The organism is Mesorhizobium sp. ESP7-2 (genome assembly GCF_020164715.1).
GTDB lineage: Bacteria > Pseudomonadota > Alphaproteobacteria > Rhizobiales > Rhizobiaceae > Mesorhizobium.
This window is the reverse complement of record NZ_JAIUGQ010000014.1, coordinates 28835-46019: the sequence shown is the minus strand read 5'-3', so window position 1 is coordinate 46019 and position 17185 is coordinate 28835. Positions and strand designations below refer to the sequence as shown.

Here is a 17185-nt window from a genome sequence, read left to right as displayed (position 1 = left end):
CCTATTTGCCGGATCGCCTGACGTGGCCGCTGACCTGCACGCCGTCTTCGGCGCGCAGGTACAGAAATCCGGGAATGGAGAGCAGCGGGATGATCGCGGTCAGCAGGAACACCTGATGAAAGCGTTCCGGCGTCAGGACGTGGCTTTCGCCCGCGATCAGGCCCAGCAGCATCGCGGCGATTGAAACGCCGAGCGATACGCTGAGTTGCTGCAGCACACCGCCGAGGCTGGTGGCGCGGCTGAGCTTGTCGGCCGGCAGATCGGCGTAGGACAAGGTGTTGGAAGTCATGAACTGCGCCGAGCGGACGATGCCGAACAGGAAGACATAGAAACCGATCAACCAATGCGGCGTACCGGGCCCCATCAGGGCAAAGCCCGCCACGGTGGCTGAGCCGACGACCGCGCTGCCGATCAGCACGACACCGAAGCCGAAGCGCCGCAGGAGCGGCGACAGCAGCGGCCGCATGAGCAGCGCCCCGAAACTGCCGACGAATGTCAGCGAGCCCGATGTGACCGGGCTCATGCCGAAGCCGACCTGCAGCATCAGCGGCACCAGGAAAGGCACGCCGTTGAGACCGACGCGGCACAGGCCGCCCGCCAGCGTGCCGACCCAGAACGAGCGGAACCGAAACAGCGTCAAGTCGACAGCCGGCGCGACGACGCGGCGCGCATAGCGCCCGAAGGCAAGCAGCAGCAGGAATGCCGCGGCCAGCACCAGCACCGTCGCAGACCCGGGAATGATCGGCCGGCCGATGTTCTCCAGCCCGAACTGCAGGAGCGCCACGCCGACGCCCACCATCAGGAATCCCGGGACATCGAAACGTTGCACCGCCTCGCCATGGAAGTCGTCGACGAAGCGCAGCGCGGCCAAGATCCCCAGGCAGCCGAAAGGCACGTTGACATAGAATATCCAGCGCCACGACGCGTAGGTGGTGAGCAGGCCGCCCAGCAGCGGCCCGATGATCGGCCCCATGATGGCCGGCAGGGTCGTGTAGGTCATGGCGGTGATCAGGCCGCTGCGCGGAAAGCTGCGCAGCAGGATCAGCCGGCCGACCGGCGTCATCATGGCGCCGCCAAGCCCCTGCAAGGCACGCATCGCCAGCAGCATGCCGAAACTGTCGGCCACGCCGCACAGTGCCGAGCCCAGGGTGAAGGTGAAAAGCGCCAGCGCGAACACCCTGCGTGCGCCGAACCTGTCGGCAAACCAGCCGCTGACGGGAATGAACACGGCGAGCGTCAGGATATAGGTGGTGATCGCAAGGTTCAGCCGGACCGGCGTCGTGTCGAGGCTTTGCGCTATTGCCGGGATCGCGGTGGTGATGATGGTGGAATCGAGCTGCTCCATCAAAAACGCGATGGCGACAATGATCGGGATGATCAGCCTGAGCCTCGGGTCGCGCTCGGTGGCAAATTGGGGCTGTTCCAATGCTCTGGTCAATTCCGTCATACAGCTGGCTTATAGGCTCTGGCCAAAGTGGCGCATCCCGGTTCAAAGGCAAGATTGCCTTGCCGGCCACCCGGGCCTCATCGCAGGCGGTCTTATGGTCCGGCAAATAGACGAGCGGTAGTCATTTCCAGATCGCGGGAAGTCAACAAATCTTGACCGGCACCACGAAGTGACGCGGACGAGACACTGCCCGTTTCAGCGAACGGCGTCCCGATTTCGTGAAGGAACATGTACATCGAGGCGCGCGTTCTTTTCGATATGTCTCGAATGAAAAGGAGACATGCTCATGAGAAAGCCAAGCGTATTTCTCTGTTCCATCGTGTTGACGTTGGCGACGAGCGCTGTCTCGTTTGCCACAGTCGCCGATGCCGCCGTTGTCAGGCACCACTATGTCCGCGTCACCACCGTCCGCAATGGCCATACGCACGCCGCTAACCGCGGACGCGGACACCATTACGGTTGGGCCGGTAGCGGTTGGACCGCCGACAATTCGACCGACAACAGCGACTGGATGGGCAGCTACTACAATGGCTACGGCAGTTACCGTGGGTATGCCGGCGACTTTTGCGGAACCATCGCATGGACGCTCGAGATATGCAGTCCCCACGGCCCCTGATTCCTGACCGCAGGTGAAGCCAACGAAGGTTGCATTTACGCCATTTCGGGGCGTCTTGACGCCTCGCGGATCGCCTTGTGCACGCCGCGCTGCAAATCCATGAAGGCGGGGGTCTCCATCACCTCTTCCCGGCGCGGACGCTCAATGTCGACATTGAAGGTCTGCATGATGCGTCCCGGGCCGATCCCCATGACGACGATGCGATCCGAGAGGTAGACGGCCTCCTCGACGTCATGCGTGACGAAGAGCACGGTGAGACGATGCTCTTCCCAGATCTGGGTCAGGAGCTCCTGCATCTGGTGCCGGGTCAAGGCATCGAGCGCGCCGAAGGGCTCATCCATCAGCAGCATCTTCGGCCGATAGGAGAGCGCGCGCGCGATGGCGACGCGCTGCTTCATGCCGCCCGACAGTTCGGACGGGAAGCGATCGGCACTCTGCGACAGCTTGACGAGGTCGAGATGCTCGAGCGCGATCTCGCGGCAGGCGGCGCGATCATAGCCGGCAGCCTTGAGGGCGAACTCGATGTTCTGCCGCGCCGTCAGCCAGGGAAGCAGCGTATAGGACTGGAAGACGACACCACGGTCGAGACCCGGTTGCAGGATCGGCGCGCCATCGATGCTGAGATCACCGGCGTCGAAATCCTGCAGCCCCGCCACGATCGACAGCAGCGTGCTCTTGCCGCAGCCCGACGTGCCGACGAGGGAGACGAACTCGTTGTCGGCAAGGTCGAGATTGATGTCCCGCAGCACTTGTGTGCGCCGCTCGCCGGTGCCGAAGCTCTTGTCGAGGCCGGCGATGCGCAATTTGGGAACAGTCATCGGCGGTTCCTCATTGCGGGTGGCCTTCCTGCCGGAACAGCACCTTCTCCAATGCCTTCATGACCTGGTCGGTGATGAGGCCGAGTACGCCCAGCAGCAGGATGTAGCCGATGATGGTGTTTGTCTGGAAATAGCGCTGCGACACGGTGATGCGATAGCCGAGGCCGGATGTCGCCGCGACGAGCTCGGCCAGAACCAGCCAGGTCCATGCCCAGCCGAGGCTGATGCGCAGCGTGTCCCAGATGCCCGGCAAGGCGCTGGGCACGACGATGCGCGTCAGGATCTTGCGGTCCGGCAAGCCGAGCGTACGCCCCAGGCCGATAAAGTCGGTAGGAACCCGTTTCACATTGTCCATGACCATCAGCACCTGCTGGAAGAAGGTGCCGATGAAGATGATCAGGAATTTCTGGGTATCGCCGGTACCGGCCCACAGGATGGAGAGCGGCACGAAGGCGACAACCGGCATATAGCGGATGAAATCCACCAGCGGTTCGATGGCCGCCTCCCAGGAGCGGAAACTGCCGATCAGCACGCCGATCGGGATGGACAGTGCCGAGGCCAGGAGAAAGCCGATGGAAATGCGGTACATCGAGGCCCTGAGGTCCAGCCACAAGGTGCCGTCGGCCGCGAGCTTGGCGATCTGGGTCGCGACGCTGCCCGGCGACGGCAGGAAGATGGGCTTCACCCACCCCAGCCCGGTCGCCGCCCACCAGGCGAGCCCCAGGCCGACGAAGACGGCCACCGCTATCGCCAGGAAACGCGACCGGGCGATCGGCACGCCGATCCCGGAGGATCGGCGACGCCTCGCCGGTTTCGCGGCGGGCGCCGGCGCCGGGCGGGCCAAACCGGTTTTCGCGGGAGGCTCCCCGGACATCTGCGCTACCACCGCGATCCGAATCTCGTCATTGCGCCGCCTTGACGAAGGCCGGGTCGATCATCTGCTCCGGCGTCACATCGGCCTGAAGCAGCTTGGCATTCTTGGCCGCCGCTTCGACATCGGCGAATGTCTTGGTGGTGAAGTCGCCGGTGAGCGCCGTCTTGTTTTCGGCCAGGGAATAGTAGCGCACGCCGTCGAAGGCGGTGTTGAGGTCCTTGACGTCGGAACCGACGGCCTTGGCGATGATGGCGCGACCGCCAGAGGTGTCGGCTTTGTAGTCCTTGAGCGCGGCGTCCCAGCTCTTGATCATCGCCAGCACCTGGCCAGGCCGAGATTTGATCACCTCGTCGCGCACCACCAGCACGTCGCTGATCAGGCCGGGATCCTCGCCGGCGGTGAACAGCAGCTTGATGTCCTTGTTCTGCGCCATGGCGACAGTGAGGTACGGCTCGTAGGTGACTGCGACCGGCACCTGGCCCGCGATCAAGGCGCTGCCGGCGTCGGCGGCAGGCATCGGAACCGGCTGGATATCGGCGACCGACATGCCGTTCCTGGCGAGCGCGTATTTGAGCAGGATGTCGCTCGTCGTACCTTCCTCGAAAGCGACCTGCTTGCCCTTGAGATCGGCGATGGAGGTGACGTCCTTGCCGGCGACGATGGCGTCTGCCGTCATGGAGACATCGAGCAGCAGCACGATCTTCACCGGCAGGCCGGCCGCAACCATGCCCATCGCTGTGTGAGTGGCGATGTTGGCGGCGTCGAGCTGGCCGCTTGCGAGCGCGGCGTTGATATCCTTGTCCTCGGCGAAATTGACGATCTGGACGTCCGACAGGCCGTTCGTCTTGAACAGGCCCTTGGCCTCGGCGACATGCCACTGGCCATATCCAAGCCAGGGCTCGATGCCGATCTTGAACGCGCCGGCCTCGGGCGTCGTGGGAATGGCCGCATCGGCCGCGTGGGCCGCCGGGGCAGCGGTGAGCCCGACGGCAATGGCCATCACCAATGCACGAAATTGTCCTGCTAGATTGAGCGTCATCTTTCGTTCCCCTTGATGATCAGACCGCTTTTTTACCCAGGCATCCGGTCTGGTGAGACTGCGGGGTTCTGCTCTTGCGGCACTGTGCCTCGGCGTCTTGCCCGCCACTTCATGGTTGAAGCGCTGACATATTTCAGCGTCAGCGGCAGCGGATGTCAAGGCGGAAATACATACATGCATATACAAGTTGGGGTGACTCAAATTTTGCATTGATCCGGCGAGTGCCCAGCCCGACTACTCATGCTTTCAGGATCCGATCAGATCGAGAAAAACCGGTCATCCGGTCGGTTTCGCCATCTGGCTCGACCATCCCTTGCGGGTGGAACTCGAGCGTCGCGGCATGCTGCCGGTGGATTGGCGAGCAATGCTGCGATCAGGACTTTTCCTGTCGCCGTGAAACCTCGGCTTGCATTGGCTCGTCGACTTCAGCTTGCCCTGGAAGGCGAGTAGCGGCTGCCCAGCGAGTAACGGCTGCCGGCATAGGTCAGCTTGCTGATCGTGGCCACGACTGCCCCCGTCCATGTCCGGCGATGCAGGAGAAGGCAGCAACTGCCGACATCGATGCCGAGATGCTGCGCCGTCTCCTTGTCGGCCGGGATGGCGGAGATGATATGCTCGACCTCGGTTACCGGGGTCTTCTGCATGAGGTAGTCGTAGGTCGCCGTCTTGGTGAAGTCCTGCTTGTCATAGTCGGGGATCAGGCCCGGATTGACGAAGCGCTCCTCCAGCTGCACCGGCAGGTCGTTCTCGAAATTGACGACGACGGAGTGAAAGATCGAAACCCGCTTCGCAAAGTCGAACGACAGCGCCAGTTCCTTGGTCGGCATGATGGTTTCGAGGACGAGGACTTCGGAGCGATGCCTGTTGCCGCGCTCGACGATCTCGGCGGCGATGTTGTTGATCTCGATCAGCGTCGACTGTGGCCGGGGTGGCGCGATGAACGTGCCGACACCTTGCAGCCGGATCAGAAATCCCGCAGCGGTCAGTTCCCGCAGAGCCCGGTGAACCGTCATCCGCGACACACCCAGCGAAACCACCAGCTCGTTCTCGGACGGCAGCTTGCGATCCTTGCCCCATTTGCCCGTCCCGATGTTGGTCAGGATGTAGTCCTTCACCTTCTCGTAAAGGGGGCTCGCCGTATCGGGCAAATCGATCATTTCAAAAATCCTTTCCGGCAGGTTGCCGCATGCGGATGATTGTTTTCAAGCCATCGCTCTGCCCGGCCAGCAGCCGCTCATAGGCGGCTGGAATGTCGTCCAGGCCGATCTCACGGTCGACCAGGGCCAGCAGCGGTTCACTCAGTTCACCCAGCATCCGCACGGCCTCGGGCAATTCGTCGGCGAAGGCATGACATCCCAGCAATGCGATCTCGCGTTCGACCAGAACATTGGGGTCGATGTCGAGCCGGCCATGGAAGATGCCGACCATCGCCACCGCGCCGCCGGGATCGAGAACGCCGAGCAACTGGTTGAATGCCGCGATGCTGCCGGTCGCCTCGACGGCCGCCAGCAGCGGGGCATTGGCGGTCGCGGCTGCAATGGCATCGCGGTCGAGATCGACGATGGTGGCGCCGGTCACCCGCGCCACGCGGGCACAACGTGCCTGGTTACGGTCGGCGACAAGCACGGTGCCGGCGAAGGTTCGGGAGAGCAGCAGCGCGGCAAGACCACCGATCGGGCCGCAACCGACGACAAGCACCGCGCCCGCCATCTTCGGCAGACGCCGCACCGCGTGCAGCGCGACCGCGAGCGGCTCGGCCATGGCAGCGACCCGTTCGTCAAGACCGGCGTCGATCACATGCAGCAGACGTGCGGGCAACACCGCCTGTTCGGCAAAGCCGCCATCGCAGATTTCGCCGATGAAGCCCAGCGAGGTGCAGAGATGCCGCCTGCCGGCACGGCATTGCGCGCAATCCCCGCACCAGAAACGGGAATCGGCAACCACCCTGTCGCCGAGGGCGACGGCATCGACGCCTTCGCCCAGCGCGATCACCGTGCCGGTCAGTTCATGGCCCGCCGTCGAGGGCGATTGGCTTATCCATTGGCCGGTGCGGAAATTATGCAAGTCCGAACCGCAGATGCCGGCGGCATCGACCCTGAGCTTAACCCAGCCCGCATCCGGAACGCCCGGCGCGGCGATGTCCTCGACACGCAGATCGCCCGGTCCATAAAGTCGAGCCGCCTTCATCGCGATCGACTTTCTTCAGCCGGCGAGATAGCGGTCGCGGATTTCCGAGACCGCGTTTTCGTGCGAGCTGAAGCCCTCGTAGCGGGCGAGCCTGCGGGCGTGCAGCGCCAACTCCGGATAGGCGGCGGAGGTGACGTAGCCGACCGACGAGCGCTTGACGAAATCCGTCACCGAAAGCGGCCCATAGGTTCGCGCCCAGCGGCTGGTCGGCAGCACGGCATTCGGCCCGAGGACGAAGTTGGCAAGGGTCACCGGCGTATGCGGACCCATGAGGATTTCGGCCGCCTCGGTGATGTGCCCGAGATGCGCGAACGGCTCCTTCGACAGGATTTCCAGATGTTCGGGCGCGTAGTCGTTGATGAAGCGATAGCTTTCTTCCAGCGACGCGGTCAGCACGATGCCGCCGCGCTCTCCCGTCAGCACCGCGCGCGAGAATTCCACGCGCTGCTCGGTCATCCGCGACCAGTGGTCGGGAAGTGCAGCAAGTGCCGCCTCGGCAACCTTGCGGCTGTGCGTCACCAGATAGGCCGAGGAATCCGGCCCGTGCTCGGCCTCGATCAGCAGATCGAGCGCGGCGAGGCCTCCATCGACGCTGTCGTCGGCAAAGATGATGGCTTCGGACGGCCCGGCAGGCAGGCCCGTGTTAATGATCGAGGACAGTACGCTCTTGGCCGCCACCACCCAGGGGCTGCCGGGGCCGACGATCTTGAGCGCCGGGTTCACCGTCTCGGTGCCGTAGGCGACGGCGGCAACGGCTTGCGCGCCACCGCATTTGTAGACGGTGTTCACCCCGGCGAGACGAGCAGCGACAAGCGTGGCCGCATCCACGGAACCGTCCGCTGTCGGTGGCGTCACGATCGCAATCCGCGGCACGCCGGCAATGACAGCCGGAACCGACGTCATCATGGTCACCGACGGAAATGCGCCCTTGCCGCGCGGCACGTAGAGCGCGACCGATGCGATCGGCGTATATCGGTCGCCGGCATAGGCGCCCGGCCGAACTTCCTTGAGCCACATGGTTTCCGGCTTCTGCTCTTCATGAAAATGCCGGATGTTTTCGATGCCGAACCCGATGCTCTCGACGACATCCTTCTCGACCTTGTCGAAGGCAGCGTCGAACTCCGCTTCCGACACTTTCAATTCGCTTTCGGCCACATTGGCCTTGTCGAAGTCCCTGGCGAACCGGATCAGGGCGGCGTCGCCCTCATCCTTTACCGCCTGGATGATCGGGCGGACTTTTTCGACGAAGACCGACAAATCGCCTTCGGCGCGTTTCAGCAGACCGGCCCGCCGGGTGGCATCGAGGGATGACAGATCGTGGAAGCTGATGTCGGACATGGTATTCCCTTCTGTTGAAACGCAATGTGCCGGCCGGTCACATTGCGGAAGACTTTGTTCTCGAACCCGGGCCCGCCGCCTCAGATCGATGCAAGGAAACCGCCATCCACCGGAATGGACTGGCCGGTTATGTAGGCTGCCGCATCCGAGGCGAGGAACACAGCGACGCCGTGCAGGTCGCGCAGATCGCCGAAACGATGCTGCGGGATCTTGGCGAGCATGGATTGCCGCCACGCCTCGTTGTCGTAGAACACCTCCGTCATCGCCGTCCTGAAATAGCCCGGGGCGATGGCGTTGACCCGGATGCCAAGCTCCGCCCATTCCGCTGCCAGCGCCCGAGTCATGCCGAGCAGGCCAGACTTCGACGAGCCGTACGGCACCGCCGTTGGAATGCCGACTTCTGAAGTCAGCGAGCAGAGATTGATGATGGCACCGGGCCGGCCAGCATCCCGCATCTGCCGCGCCGCCGCCTGGGCGCAGAAGAACGCCCCCTTGAGGTTGGTGTCGACGATCCGGTCCCACAGCGCCTCGTCGACATCGAGCGAGGGCCGGACCTCTTCCACCCCGGCGTTGTTGACGAGAATGTCGAGGCCACCAAGCAGGTGGGCTGCCTCGGCGGCAGCCGCGCGGCACTGGCCGACATCGGTCACGTCAAGGGCAATGACATGCGCGACTCCGCCGGCCGCGCGGATGGCCGCCGCCGTCTCATCAAGCGAGTCCAGGCTACGCGCCGTGACCGCGACGTCGGCGCCGGCCGCGCTCAGCGCCTCGGCGATGCTGCGCCCAATGCCACGGCTGGCGCCGGTGACAAACGCCTTCCTACCCGAGAGGTCGAAAAGAGAAGCGTTGCGCATATGATCCTCCTTGGCCGCTCCGGTTGCGCAGCACAGAGAATATCAGATCAACTTACATATACAAGCATATACAAATTTGCCTCTGGCGAGATAGGGGTGACGTTATCCGCCGCAAGCGCGATCGCATAGTTGGCTCTCCCGTACGAGATGCCACGGGCGGCGATTGTTCGAGGTTTGTCCAAGACAATAGTCGGCCGGCGATGGGGAAGACCAACATGTCCAAAGCTGTGATTTCCGAAAGCCATGCAGAATTTCCTGGCGTACCCGACAAAAAAGTCTGGGTCTGCCGCGCGTGCCAGATATCAGGCAATTGAAAGCCGGTTGCCCATCAAGCTCGCCGCCCTATCGTGAGTGCCCGTCATATGCTGGAAAGCAGTCCGCCCAGGAGCCTCTATCGCGAAACGGCTGGCGGCGCCGGCAATTACCCCGTCCTTGTCGGCCCACAGCGGGCGAGGGTCGCCATCGTTGGCGGTGGCTTCACGGGCCTGTCCACCGCCTTTCATCTGGCGGAAGCCGGCGACGATGTTTGTGTGCTCGAGGCCCATCAGCCGGGCTGGGGGGCGTCGGGCAGGAATGGCGGCCAAGGCTGGAACGGCCGGGTCGCGATCACCAATACCATCTCCCGCATTTTCACGAGCCGGAAGACAGCATCCTGATCTGCCTTGGCTACAACGGTCGTGGCGTCGCCACGGCCTCGGCGATGGGCAATGCGCTAGCAAATCGCCTTCGCGGCGATGCGACCACTCCCTTCCCGATGCCGATATCAGGGCTCAAGCCAATTCGGTTCCATCGCTTCTGGCCGCTTGGCGTCAAGGCGGCGATCCTTTCGGGCCGGGTGAAGGACCGGTTCGGCCTCTGACGAGAAGGGTCCGCGGCTATGCTCCGGCTTCAGCGTCAGACAATCTTCGGGCGTGCCATCTCAGATGGTCGCCCATGAATGTCGAAATGAAGAAATACGAGTGATCGTAGCCGTCCTGCATGCGCAGCGTCAGCGCAATGCCGGCCTTGGCGCATGCCGCTTCCAGCAGCCAAGGCCTCAGCCCGTCATCGAGAAATCCATCCGATGTCCCTTGGTCGACGAAAAGCTCCGGGAAGCGGTGACCATCCTCGATGAGCAAGGTGGCATCGTAGCCCCGCCATGATTTCTCGTCCGCACCGAGATATTTTTCGAAGGCCGGCTTCGACCAGCCGGCGGTGCTGGGTTGCACGATCGGCGCGAAGGCCGAGCAGCTCTTGAAGCGTTCGGGATTCTTCAGCGCGATGGTCAATGCGCCATGTCCACCCATCGAGTGGCCGAAGATCGCCTGACGCGTCATGTCGGCCGGAAACTCCTGCGCGATCAGCGCCGGCAATTCCTCGGTAACATAGGAATACATGCGATAATTACTGGCATGGGGTTCCTGCGTGGCGTCGACATAGAAACCGGCGCCGCTGCCGAACTGCCAATTGTCCTTCTCGTCGGGAATATCGGTGCCTCGGGGGCTGGTGTCGGGACAGACGACGACCAGGCCGAGTTCGGCGGCCGTGCGCCTGTACTCCCCCTTGTCCATGACATTGGCGTGGGTGCAGGTAAGGCCGGAGAGATACCATACGACAGGGCAAGGTTTTTCGCGGGCCTGTGGCGGCACGAAGACGGCAAAAGTCATGTCGCAGCCGCAGACATCCGAAGCGTGGGAATAGACGCCCTGCACGCCGCCATGCGACCTGGCAGCGGAGATGATTTTCATCCGGTCCGACATGTGTTTCTTCTCCGCCAATGTTGATTCACCGCCGCTTGTCTACGGCATCGGCTAGGACCACGGCAACCTCGACGGATTGGGCTTTGGATGTCGGGCCAGGTTCGATCGGCGTCGGCCATCGCCATCGAAATCGGTAGCCCGCATATCCTGGCAGCCGATGCGACTATTGGCGAAAAGGGATGGCCATCACCCTTTGTTCGGAACCGGATCGCCCGGCGGCTGTTTCCGTTCAGGCAAGCACGGAGGAAGCCATGGCACGCGACAAGACCGAATATGAAACCGGCGCGCGGAAATATCCCGCGAGGACCGGCCCGGATCCGAGCGATGATTTCTCGCTCGATGCGGCCGGCAACAAGCCGCCGGCAGGCGGAATGGGCCTCACGCGACCAGCGGATCAGACAAGTGGAGAAACACATCAGTCCGAAGGACGGAACCCACCTGGCCAGGCGACGCCCGGCCCCGCAAAAGGGAAGGCATCCGGCGCGGGCTCCGAACATTCGAAGGACGCGAAGTCCCCAAGATCGGGCGCCAGCCCGGCGCCTATGTCAAAGACTGACGCGCTTTAGCGTCGCGCAAACCTTTTGGTCTGCCGCGCGTTGAACTTTCTTCAACCGAGGAGACGACCATGGAGACGAAATCCCAGACCGCCGGTGAAGCCGCCAAGCAGCGCCATATCCAGCGTGGCATCGATGCCAAGGACAAATCGAAGAGCAACGGCAAGGCGCAGCATGCCATGCAGGCAGGCGCGCGCGTCTATCCCGAGCCGCCCTTCCCCAAGCAACATCAGGCGAAACCCGGGCATGAGGCGGCGGTCGAACCTGCCCCGCTCTACGATGCACCCTACTATCTCGGATCAAGGAAACTCGAAGGGAAGGTGGCTCTCGTCACAGGCGGCGATTCCGGCATCGGTCGCGCGGTGGCGGTATTGTTCGCCCGCGAACGCGCCGATATCGCGATCGTCTACCTGGCCGAGGACAGGGACGCCGAAGAGACAAGATCCGCCGTCGAAAAAGAAGGGCGACGCTGCATCCTGATCAAGGCCGACGTCAGCGAACGTCAGGATTGCCAAAAAGCCGTGGCGGCCGCGGTCGAAACCTTCGGCCGCATCGACGTGCTGGTCAACAACGCCGCATTCCAGATCCATTCAAGCGACTTCAGCGACCTGACCGAAGACCATTTCGACACCACGCTGAAGACCAATCTCTACGGCTATTTCCATATGGCACAGGAAGCGGTGCCACACATGAAGCCGGGCTCGGCGATCGTCAACACCGGTTCGGTTACCGGCATAGACGGCTCGAAGCAACTGGTCGACTATTCGATGACCAAGGGCGGCATCCACGCCTTCACGCGTGCGCTTTCGGGCAACCTCATCGCCAAGGGTATCAGGGTGAACGCGGTCGCGCCTGGCCCGGTGTGGACGCCGCTCAATCCATCGGACAAGGAAGCAGGCGACGTCTCGAAATTCGGCGCGGACACGCCGATGAAACGGCCGGCACAACCGGAGGAACTGGCTCCGGCCTATGTGTTCCTCGCTTCCCCGCATTGCTCGAGTTACATCACCGGCGAAATCCTGCCGATCGTCGGCGGCTACTGAGGTCATCGCAATGTATTTCATTGCCTTGGCGACCGACTATGACGGGACGCTCGCGCATGACGGGGCTGTCTCCAGGAAGACGCTGGCCGCGCTGGAGCGGTTCAAGAAAAGCGGCCGCAAACTGCTTCTGGTCACCGGACGCGAGTTGCCCGACCTCAAGCGCGTATTTCCCGACGTCCGCCTGTTCGACAAGGTCGTCGCCGAGAACGGCGCCCTGATCTACACCCCGGCGAGCGAGGAGGAGCGGGTGATCTCGCCGTCGCCGGAGCCCAAATTCGTCGCCAGACTGAAAAAGCAGGGGGTGAAGCCGCTTTCGGTGGGACGGTCGATCGTCGCCACCTGGGAACCACATCAGGCGACCGTGCTCGAAGTCATCAAGAAGATGGGGCTCGAGGTCGAAATCATCTTCAACAAGGGCGCGGTGATGGTCCTGCCGAGCGGCGTCAACAAAGCCACTGGGCTGGCGGCCGCACTCGAGGACCTTCATTTGTCGCCGCACAATGTGGTGGGTATCGGCGACGCCGAGAACGATCATGCCTTTCTGCAGGCCTGCGGCTGCAGCGTTGCGGTCGACAATGCCATTCCCGCGGTCAAAGGCACCGCAAACCTTGTCACGCGCGGCGCACGCGGCAAAGGCGTCGAGGAATTGATCGCCAAGCTGATCGAGCGCGACCATGGGATCGTGGCAAAGCGTCATGACGGCATTGTTCTCGGATCGGCCGGTGGCGACGACATCTATCTGTCGCCGACCGAAAGCGTGCTCATCGCCGGCAGTTCGGGCATCGGCAAATCCACCCTGGCCACCGCGCTGACGGAACGCTTTGTCGAGAGCCGATTTCAGTTTTGCGTCTTCGACCCCGAGGGCGACTATGATGGCCTCGAGGATGCGGTTCGGCTGGGGGACGGATCGAGCGCGCCGACAAAGGCGCAGGTGCTGGATTTGATCGCCAAGGCCGACAGCAATGTCGTCGTCAACGGGCTGGCGCTGCGTGTCGATGAACGGCCTGACTTCTTTGCCGATCTGCTGCCTGGCCTTGGCAGCTTCCGCCGCCGCACCGCAAGACCGCATTGGCTGGTCATCGACGAAGCGCACCATCTTCTTCCGAAGCGGCGCGACGACACGCGCTCCGTGCTCTCCCTGGAACTGCCGGGCACGATCCTGATCACCGTCCATCCCGAGGCGATTTCGACCGACGCCCTGCGCCTGGTTACGGCCGTCATCGCCCTTGGCCCGAAGGCGAAGGACGTGGTGAAGACGTTCTGCCATGAGACCGGCATCGAGCCGCCGAAGAACATTCCCAACCCCAAGGGCGACCGGGTTCTGTTCTGGCGGCCGCAACTGCGCAAGAAGCTCATGACGGTCAAGGTGATCGAACCTCGTCAGTCTCTCAAGCGCCACAGCCGCAAATATGCCGAGGGCCAGCTCGACGAGACCGGCAGCTTCTATTTCCGCGGTCCCGACGATGCGATGAACCTCAGGGCCCATAATCTGATGATCTTTGCCCAGATGGCCGAAGGCATAGACGACAAGACCTGGGAGTTCCATCTGCGCGCGGGCGACTATTCGAAATGGTTCCGCCAGCAGATCAGGGACAGGGACCTCGCCCGCGAAACCGCCGAGGCGGAAAAGGACAGGAAGCTTTCGGCGGAAGCGAGCCGCAAACGGGTGCTCGACGCCGTTCGGCGGCGCTACACCGCACCCGCGACGGCGCCTGAGGAATAGCAGCCGGTTCGCCGACCGCCATTGGAACCCGGGCGCCGACTTGACGTTCAACCTCCATCGAGAAGGAGAAACGATCATGCCACGAGGCGAGAAATCCAAATACACCGACAAGCAGGAACGCAAGGCCGACCATATTGCCGAAGGCTATGAGAAGCGTGGCGTGTCCGACAAGGAAGCCGAGCGACGCGCATGGGCGACGGTCAACAAGGACGATGGTGGCGGCAAGAAAGAAGGCGGCTCCGGGCGCGGCAAGCACACCGGTAATCCAGCAGCGCACAAGGGCGGCAAGAGCGGCGGAAAGGCGTCCGCTTCCCGATCGGCCGCGAGCCGGTCCGAATCGGCAAAGAAGGCGGCGGCGACGCGCAAGAGGAACGCGGAACACCACGCCCACTGAACGGCCTCGAGGATCGGAACACCGGCATGAAATCGCGACTCGTCAACGAGGCCAATGGCCAGCGGACATTTGTCGTGGTGCTCGACCCGGGCGAGGAGGCATTTTCGGCGCTGACCAGCTTCACGGTCGAGCAGACGATCGGCAGCGCGTCGCTGACTGCGATCGGCGCGTTCCAACGGGCCACTGTCGGCTGGTTCGACCTGCAGGCGAAGAGCTATCGAAAGATCGCGGTCGACGAACAATGCGAGGTCCTGAGCGCGATCGGTGATGTCGCGACCGGGGATGATGGCAAGCCAAGCCTTCATGTCCACGCGGTGCTTGGCTTGAGCGACGGCACGACCAGGGGCGGTCATCTGCTCGAAGGCACCGTTCGGCCGACATTGGAAATCACCGTGGTGGAAGCACCGGATCACCTGCGCCGCCGCAAGCGTGCCGAATTCGGTGTGGCTTTGATCGATCTCGGCGCCTGAACCTGCCGCGGCGGGAGCGATGGTAAAGCCAATGACGGACAGGTTTGCCCTACCCCTGGACACACCTCCCATGGAGGCCAGGGCCGCCGATGTCCTGCCGGAAGGCGAAGACCTTTGGCAATACGAGCCCAAATGGGACGGGTTTCGCTGCCTTGCCTTCAAGGGCGACACGGATGTCGACTTGCGGGCCAAGTCCGGCAAACCCCTCGGCCGCTATTTCCCGGAACTCGTCGCCATGCTGCAGCAGGTCGAGGCCCGAGGATTCGTCGTCGATGGCGAGATCGTCATCGAACTCGAAGGCCAGCTTTCCTTCGACGCGCTGCAGATGCGGCTTCACCCGGCCGAAAGCCGCATTCGCAAGCTGAGCGCGCAAACGCCTGCCCGGCTGATCCTGTTCGACATGCCGGCCGCGCCTGGCGGGACGATCCTGCTTGCCGAGCCGTTGTCGCGACGCCGCCGGGCGGTCGAGGGCTTCGTTCGGGATTGCGCCAAACCCGGCTTGCGGCTCTCGCCCAGCGCGACCGATCCGGTGGCCGCCAGGCGCTGGCTTGAAGGGGCCGGTCATGGCCCCACCGACGGCGTGGTCGCCAAATTGCTGGCCGATCCCTACCGGCCGGGTGAACGCGCGATGGTCAAGGTCAAACGGTTGCGTACGGCCGACTGCGTGGTTGGCGGATTCCGCTATCTGAGCGGCAGCAAGGAGGTCGGCTCACTCCTGCTCGGCCTCTACGACGAGAGCGGCAAACTCGACCATGTCGGCTTTACCTCGACCATCGGCAGGGATGACCGGGTCAGTGTCACCCGAAAGCTGGAAAAGCTGCGTGGCGGACCGGGCTTCACCGGCAAGGCGCCAAGCGGGCCGAGCCGCTGGAGCACGCAGCGCAGCGGCGAATGGGAGCCACTGCGGCCGGAACTGGTGGTCGAGGTCCGCTTCGACCATGTCACCGGCGACAGGTTCCGGCATGGCACGAAACTGTTGCGCTGGCGGCCGGACAAGGCGCCGCGCCAGTGCACCATGCGGCAGATCGAGTGACGGAGTTCGCGCCGCGGGCGCCTCTTTGCGAAGTCGCTGGAACAACCGTCAGCATAGCAAGTTGTGCCCCAGCTACACCGCAGGTGGGCTTCACACAATCGGAGATGACAATCATGGCGACTGCTAAGAAAGCGGCAACGAAGGGCCTTGAAGCCCTGTTCCTCGACGGGCTGAAGGACATCTATTATGCCGAGAAGAAAATCCTGAAGGCGCTGCCGAAAATGGCGAAGGGCGCCGAATCCGAAGATGTTTCGGCGGCGTTCGAGAAACATCTGCAGGAGACCGAGGGCCAGGTCGACCGCCTCGAACAGGTCTTCGAGCTTCTCGACAAGCCGGCCCGAGGCAAGACCTGTCCGGCCATCGACGGCATCATCGAGGAGGGTTCGGAAGTCCTCCAGGACTATAAGGGCGACCCCGCGCTGGACGCCGGGCTGGTCGGGGCGGCGCAGGCCGTCGAACACTACGAGATCGCGCGGTACGGCACGCTGATCGCCTGGGCCGAACAGCTCGGCAAGAGCGACGTGGTCAAACTCCTCAACCAGACTCTTGAAGAAGAGATGGCGACCGACAAGGCACTTTCCAGCCTTGGCGAGGGCGGCGTCAACGAACGTGCCTTGCAACAGGCCGCCTAGACTCTTTGTTTTCGCGCAATTCCGGACGGAAAACCGCTACGCACTTTTCCTGGAATTGCTTTAGCAGGCGAGCTGTTGCCCCGGGCGCCAGGCGATCCGGGGCAACTCCCCGGATTTCGGAGAACGACGATGAACCCCCGCAAAAGAGAGCAACCGGCAGCGCAGACGGAAGACCCGGCGGAAACTGAAGGTCCCACGGTGGAGCAGCAGGACTGGGACGCGCTCGCAGGCGCGAAAATCCTTCCCGACGACGTCGAGGTGGAAGACGAGGCCGAGGGCGACTTGCCCGAGGAAGATGACGACAACGCCTACCAGGAAAGCGACGAGGCATTGCCCGACGATATCGAGGAGGCGGCTATTTCACGCGATCCGTCAAGGGAAGGCGGCCGCTTCGACGAGGATTGACCCGACGCCGAGCGCAATC

General features: G+C 63.2%; 18 protein-coding genes. 9 read left to right on the top strand and 9 right to left on the bottom strand.

Annotated elements, in window-relative coordinates:
• Nucleotide 1: 1 nt before the first annotated feature.
• Entirely contained in the window at nt 2–1426 is a 1425-nt protein-coding gene (locus tag LB543_RS15765) for a DHA2 family efflux MFS transporter permease subunit (RefSeq protein WP_224614695.1), read from the bottom strand.
• A 307-nt stretch (nt 1427–1733) separates the two neighbouring features.
• Between LB543_RS15765 and LB543_RS15760 the strand changes: the two genes are divergently transcribed.
• Entirely contained in the window at nt 1734–2063 is a 330-nt protein-coding gene (locus tag LB543_RS15760; RefSeq protein WP_224614694.1) for a hypothetical protein, read from the top strand.
• A gap of 35 nt (nt 2064–2098) precedes the next feature.
• On the opposite strand, the gene LB543_RS15755 is transcribed toward LB543_RS15760, so the two are convergent.
• The 7 genes from LB543_RS15755 to LB543_RS15725 form a co-directional block, all read right to left on the bottom strand.
• Complete coding sequence (locus tag LB543_RS15755) at nt 2099–2881, bottom strand: ABC transporter ATP-binding protein (protein WP_140715331.1); 783 nt, start codon at nt 2879–2881, stop codon at nt 2099–2101.
• Between the two features lie 10 nt (nt 2882–2891).
• On the bottom strand, nt 2892–3755 hold the full coding sequence (locus LB543_RS15750; RefSeq protein WP_263488785.1) for an ABC transporter permease: 864 nt from the start codon (nt 3753–3755) through the stop codon (nt 2892–2894).
• 28 nt (nt 3756–3783) lie between these two features.
• Nucleotides 3784–4794: an ABC transporter substrate-binding protein gene (locus tag LB543_RS15745; protein ID WP_224614693.1), complete on the bottom strand. Its 1011-nt coding sequence runs from the start codon at nt 4792–4794 to the stop codon at nt 3784–3786.
• 425 nt (nt 4795–5219) lie between these two features.
• Nucleotides 5220–5951 (bottom strand): histidine utilization repressor, encoded by a 732-nt coding sequence (hutC, locus tag LB543_RS15740; protein ID WP_140757797.1) that lies wholly within the window; start codon nt 5949–5951, stop codon nt 5220–5222.
• A 1-nt stretch (nt 5952) separates the two neighbouring features.
• Nucleotides 5953–6981, bottom strand: coding sequence for a zinc-dependent alcohol dehydrogenase (locus LB543_RS15735; protein ID WP_224614692.1), 1029 nt, complete (start codon nt 6979–6981; stop codon nt 5953–5955).
• Nucleotides 6982–6996: 15 nt separating this feature from the next.
• Entirely contained in the window at nt 6997–8319 is a 1323-nt protein-coding gene (gene hisD, locus LB543_RS15730; protein ID WP_224614691.1) for a histidinol dehydrogenase, read from the bottom strand.
• Between the two features lie 80 nt (nt 8320–8399).
• Complete coding sequence (locus tag LB543_RS15725) at nt 8400–9173, bottom strand: SDR family NAD(P)-dependent oxidoreductase (RefSeq protein WP_224614690.1); 774 nt, start codon at nt 9171–9173, stop codon at nt 8400–8402.
• 362 nt (nt 9174–9535) lie between these two features.
• Here LB543_RS15725 and LB543_RS15720 point away from each other — a divergent pair, with 362 nt between their 5' ends.
• Entirely contained in the window at nt 9536–9829 is a 294-nt protein-coding gene (locus LB543_RS15720) for an FAD-binding oxidoreductase (protein ID WP_318012965.1), read from the top strand.
• Nucleotides 9830–10048: 219 nt separating this feature from the next.
• On the opposite strand, the gene fghA is transcribed toward LB543_RS15720, so the two are convergent.
• Nucleotides 10049–10912: an S-formylglutathione hydrolase gene (fghA, locus tag LB543_RS15715; RefSeq protein ID WP_224614689.1), complete on the bottom strand. Its 864-nt coding sequence runs from the start codon at nt 10910–10912 to the stop codon at nt 10049–10051.
• A 625-nt stretch (nt 10913–11537) separates the two neighbouring features.
• Here fghA and LB543_RS15710 point away from each other — a divergent pair.
• The 7 genes from LB543_RS15710 (at nt 11538) to LB543_RS15680 (ending at nt 17166) form a co-directional block, all read left to right on the top strand.
• Nucleotides 11538–12509 (top strand): SDR family oxidoreductase, encoded by a 972-nt coding sequence (locus LB543_RS15710; RefSeq protein ID WP_224614688.1) that lies wholly within the window; start codon nt 11538–11540, stop codon nt 12507–12509.
• Between the two features lie 10 nt (nt 12510–12519).
• Entirely contained in the window at nt 12520–14232 is a 1713-nt protein-coding gene (locus LB543_RS15705; RefSeq protein ID WP_224614687.1) for an HAD-IIB family hydrolase, read from the top strand.
• Between the two features lie 76 nt (nt 14233–14308).
• Nucleotides 14309–14626 carry a hypothetical protein gene (locus tag LB543_RS15700; protein WP_027042484.1) on the top strand — a complete coding sequence of 106 codons (318 nt, stop codon included), beginning with the start codon at nt 14309–14311 and terminating at the stop codon, nt 14624–14626.
• Nucleotides 14627–14652: 26 nt separating this feature from the next.
• Nucleotides 14653–15096: a PPC domain-containing DNA-binding protein gene (locus LB543_RS15695; protein ID WP_224614686.1), complete on the top strand. Its 444-nt coding sequence runs from the start codon at nt 14653–14655 to the stop codon at nt 15094–15096.
• A gap of 19 nt (nt 15097–15115) precedes the next feature.
• Nucleotides 15116–16129 carry an ATP-dependent DNA ligase gene (locus LB543_RS15690; protein WP_411908762.1) on the top strand — a complete coding sequence of 338 codons (1014 nt, stop codon included), beginning with the start codon at nt 15116–15118 and terminating at the stop codon, nt 16127–16129.
• Nucleotides 16130–16242: 113 nt separating this feature from the next.
• Nucleotides 16243–16761 carry a ferritin-like domain-containing protein gene (locus tag LB543_RS15685; RefSeq protein WP_140808049.1) on the top strand — a complete coding sequence of 173 codons (519 nt, stop codon included), beginning with the start codon at nt 16243–16245 and terminating at the stop codon, nt 16759–16761.
• Nucleotides 16762–16890: 129 nt separating this feature from the next.
• Nucleotides 16891–17166 (top strand): hypothetical protein, encoded by a 276-nt coding sequence (locus LB543_RS15680; protein WP_140765710.1) that lies wholly within the window; start codon nt 16891–16893, stop codon nt 17164–17166.
• The last annotated feature ends 19 nt before the right edge of the window (nt 17167–17185 follow it).

What these genes read in the sequence shown, in the direction of transcription:
- hutC (WP_140757797.1), bottom strand. Translation starts at nt 5,951, where the DNA reads ATGATCGATTTGCCCGATACGGCGAGCCCCCTTTACGAGAAGGTGAAG.
- LB543_RS15710 (WP_224614688.1), top strand. Translation starts at nt 11,538, where the DNA reads ATGGAGACGAAATCCCAGACCGCCGGTGAAGCCGCCAAGCAGCGCCAT.
- LB543_RS15680 (WP_140765710.1), top strand. Translation starts at nt 16,891, where the DNA reads ATGAACCCCCGCAAAAGAGAGCAACCGGCAGCGCAGACGGAAGACCCG.
- fghA (WP_224614689.1), bottom strand. Translation starts at nt 10,912, where the DNA reads ATGTCGGACCGGATGAAAATCATCTCCGCTGCCAGGTCGCATGGCGGC.
- LB543_RS15750 (WP_263488785.1), bottom strand. Translation starts at nt 3,755, where the DNA reads ATGTCCGGGGAGCCTCCCGCGAAAACCGGTTTGGCCCGCCCGGCGCCG.
- LB543_RS15725 (WP_224614690.1), bottom strand. Translation starts at nt 9,173, where the DNA reads ATGCGCAACGCTTCTCTTTTCGACCTCTCGGGTAGGAAGGCGTTTGTC.
- LB543_RS15700 (WP_027042484.1), top strand. Translation starts at nt 14,309, where the DNA reads ATGCCACGAGGCGAGAAATCCAAATACACCGACAAGCAGGAACGCAAG.
- LB543_RS15760 (WP_224614694.1), top strand. Translation starts at nt 1,734, where the DNA reads ATGAGAAAGCCAAGCGTATTTCTCTGTTCCATCGTGTTGACGTTGGCG.
- LB543_RS15690 (WP_411908762.1), top strand. Translation starts at nt 15,116, where the DNA reads ATGGTAAAGCCAATGACGGACAGGTTTGCCCTACCCCTGGACACACCT.
- LB543_RS15685 (WP_140808049.1), top strand. Translation starts at nt 16,243, where the DNA reads ATGGCGACTGCTAAGAAAGCGGCAACGAAGGGCCTTGAAGCCCTGTTC.
- hisD (WP_224614691.1), bottom strand. Translation starts at nt 8,319, where the DNA reads ATGTCCGACATCAGCTTCCACGATCTGTCATCCCTCGATGCCACCCGG.
- LB543_RS15735 (WP_224614692.1), bottom strand. Translation starts at nt 6,981, where the DNA reads ATGAAGGCGGCTCGACTTTATGGACCGGGCGATCTGCGTGTCGAGGAC.
- LB543_RS15720 (WP_318012965.1), top strand. Translation starts at nt 9,536, where the DNA reads ATGCTGGAAAGCAGTCCGCCCAGGAGCCTCTATCGCGAAACGGCTGGC.
- LB543_RS15755 (WP_140715331.1), bottom strand. Translation starts at nt 2,881, where the DNA reads ATGACTGTTCCCAAATTGCGCATCGCCGGCCTCGACAAGAGCTTCGGC.
- LB543_RS15695 (WP_224614686.1), top strand. Translation starts at nt 14,653, where the DNA reads ATGAAATCGCGACTCGTCAACGAGGCCAATGGCCAGCGGACATTTGTC.
- LB543_RS15745 (WP_224614693.1), bottom strand. Translation starts at nt 4,794, where the DNA reads ATGACGCTCAATCTAGCAGGACAATTTCGTGCATTGGTGATGGCCATT.
- LB543_RS15705 (WP_224614687.1), top strand. Translation starts at nt 12,520, where the DNA reads ATGTATTTCATTGCCTTGGCGACCGACTATGACGGGACGCTCGCGCAT.